We start from the raw sequence: 3,264 nt of genomic DNA on the forward strand, positions 1-3,264 counted from the left end.
ACGCTCAATCTGAGGCACTATGATGGGCGAGCCTAACCGCAGCCCCCGAACCGATCTCGAGAAGCTGGTCTTTTTGTGCCGATGACTTTGTCTTGGCTCATGATCCTTGTCCAAAAAGTCTTCAACTTTTTGGGGTCATGAGTTGGATGGGCATCGGCAATGAGAACGATCAAGTGTCTTAAGGGCAATTGGTGGATGCCTTGGCATGCACAGGCGATGAAGGACGTGATACGCTGCGATAAGCGTCGGGGAGGTGCGAATACCCTTTGATCCGACGATTTCCGAATGGGGAAACCCACCTAAGATACTTGGAAAATCAGAGCGACAGAGCGATCTGCCGCTGTGGTTTCCAAGTATTGTTAATAGGTATCTTCACCTGAATAAAATAGGGTGAAAGAGGCGAACGCGGGGAACTGAAACATCTAAGTACCCGTAGGAAAGGACATCAACAGAGACTCCGGTAGTAGTGGCGAGCGAACCCGGACCAGGCCAGCGGCTTTTGCGAGCCAAGCGGAACCATCTGGAAAGGTGGGCCGGAGTGGGTGACAGCCCCGTACGCGTAAATCTCGTAAGAGTCCTTGAGTAGGGCGGGACACGTGAAATCCTGTCTGAACATGGGGAGACCACTCTCCAAGCCTAAGTACTCGTGCATGACCGATAGCGAACCAGTACCGTGAGGGAAAGGTGAAAAGCACCCCGACAAGGGGAGTGAAAGAGTACCTGAAACCGGTTGCCTACAAACAGTCGGAGCCCGCAAGGGTGACGACGTACCTTTTGTATAATGGGTCAGCGACTTAGTGTGTCGAGCAAGCTTAAGCCGGTAGGTGTAGGCGCAGCGAAAGCGAGTCTGAACAGGGCGTTCAGTTCGACGCATTAGACCCGAAACCGAGTGATCTAGCCATGAGCAGGCTGAAGGTCAGGTAACACTGACTGGAGGGCCGAACCCATAACTGTTGCAATAGTTCGGGATGACTTGTGGCTAGGGGTGAAAGGCCAATCAAACTCGGAAATAGCTGGTTCTCCGCGAAATCTATTTAGGTAGAGCGTCGACCGAATACCCTCGGGGGTAAAGCACTGCATGGGCTAGGGGTCCTCACCGGATTACCAAACCTAAGCAAACTCTGAATACCGAGGAGTACTAGTCGGCAGACACACGGCGGGTGCTAACGTCCGTCGTGGAGAGGGAAACAACCCTGACCAACAGCTAAGGTCCCCAAGTTATGGCTAAGTGGGAAAGGATGTGAGGATCCCAAAACAACCAGGATGTTGGCTTAGAAGCAGCCATCATTTAAAGAAAGCGTAACAGCTCACTGGTCTAAATAAGGGTCTTTGCGCCGAAAATGTAACGGGGCTCAAGCCATACACCGAAGCTTTGGGTGCACTCTTTGAGTGCGCGGTAGCGGAGCGTTCCGTAAGCCAGTGAAGGAGGACCCGTGAGGGCCTCTGGAGGTATCGGAAGTGCGAATGCTGACATGAGTAACGTAAGGGGTGTGAGAGACACCCCCGCCGAAAGACCAAGGGTTCCTGCTTAAAGTTAATCTGAGCAGGGTTAGCCGGACCCTAAGTCGAGGCCGAAAGGCGTAGACGATGGGAATCACGTTAATATTCGTGAGCCTGGCGGTAGTGACGGATCATTGGTGTTGTTCGACCTTATCGGATTGGTCGGGCAGCTGCGTGGTTCCAGGAAATAGCTCCGCCTTATAGTCCGTACCCGAAACCGACACTGGTGGTCTGGTAGAGTATACCAAGGCGCTTGAGAGAACTATGCTGAAGGAACTCGGCAAATTGCACGCGTAACTTCGGAAGAAGCGTGACCCTTATGTACGCAAGTATGTGAGGGTGGCACAGACCAGGGGGTAGCGACTGTTTATCAAAAACACAGGGCTCTGCGAAGTCGCAAGACGACGTATAGGGTCTGACGCCTGCCCGGTGCTGGAAGGTTAAGAGGAGAGGTGCAAGCTTTGAATCGAAGCCCCAGTAAACGGCGGCCGTAACTATAACGGTCCTAAGGTAGCGAAATTCCTTGTCGGGTAAGTTCCGACCTGCACGAATGGCGTAACGACTTCCCCGCTGTCTCCAGCATAGACTCAGTGAAATTGAATTCCCCGTGAAGATGCGGGGTTCCTGCGGTTAGACGGAAAGACCCCGTGCACCTTTACTATAGCTTTACATTGGCATTCGTAGTGGCATGTGTAGGATAGGTGGTAGGCTTTGAAGCCGGGGCGCCAGCCTCGGTGGAGCCACCCTTGAAATACCACCCTTGCGACTATGGATGTCTAACCGCGGCCCGTCATCCGGGTCCGGGACAATGTATGGTGGGTAGTTTGACTGGGGCGGTCGCCTCCTAAAGAGTAACGGAGGCGCGCGATGGTGGGCTCAGACCGGTCGGAAATCGGTCGCTGAGTGCAATGGCATAAGCCTGCCTGACTGCGAGACTGACAAGTCGAGCAGAGACGAAAGTCGGTCATAGTGATCCGGTGGTCCCGCGTGGAAGGGCCATCGCTCAACGGATAAAAGGTACGCCGGGGATAACAGGCTGATGACCCCCAAGAGTCCATATCGACGGGGTTGTTTGGCACCTCGATGTCGACTCATCGCATCCTGGGGCTGGAGCAGGTCCCAAGGGTATGGCTGTTCGCCATTTAAAGCGGTACGTGAGTTGGGTTCAGAACGTCGTGAGACAGTTCGGTCCCTATCTGCCGTGGGTGTAGGAATATTGAGAGGATCTGTCCCTAGTACGAGAGGACCGGGATGGACGTATCTCTGGTGGACCTGTTGTGGCGCCAGCCGCATCGCAGGGTAGCTATATACGGACGGGATAACCGCTGAAGGCATCTAAGCGGGAAACCCACCTCGAAACGAGTATTCCCTATCAGAGCCGTGGAAGACGACCACGTCGATAGGCCGGGTGTGGAAGCGCAGCAATGCGTGAAGCTTACCGGTACTAATAGCTCGATCGGCTTGATCGTTCTCATTCTCAATGCCCATCGCAAACAAGCGGTGCAGGCGGCACAGAAAGAACAGGCATGCGGCAACAGGCAGCCAGCAATCGGTTCAATCCGACTGCCGACCGCCCAGCCCGACCGCCAGAACCCAGCTTCTCACCATGCCTTTCGCCGACCTGGTGGTCATGGCGGAGCGGCTGCACCCGATCCCATTCCGAACTCGGCCGTGAAACGCTCCAGCGCTGATGGTACTTCGTCTCAAGACGCGGGAGAGTAAGTCGCTGCCAGGTCTGCTAAACGCATGGAATCTTCTCTTTAC

Annotated in this window: 2 rRNA genes; both read left to right on the forward strand. The window is 54.5% G+C overall.

Annotated features, from left to right (window positions below):
- Positions 1–167: 167 nt before the first annotated feature.
- Positions 168–2,969 (forward strand): 23S ribosomal RNA (locus tag HUI96_RS28950).
- A 151-nt stretch (positions 2,970–3,120) separates the two neighbouring features.
- Positions 3,121–3,235: ribosomal RNA gene (gene rrf, locus HUI96_RS28955) — 5S ribosomal RNA — on the forward strand.
- The last annotated feature ends 29 nt before the right edge of the window (positions 3,236–3,264 follow it).

The sequence above is a fragment of the Pseudaminobacter soli (ex Zhang et al. 2022) genome (genome assembly GCF_014595955.1).
Taxonomy (GTDB): Bacteria; Pseudomonadota; Alphaproteobacteria; order Rhizobiales; family Rhizobiaceae; genus Kumtagia; species Kumtagia pseudosoli.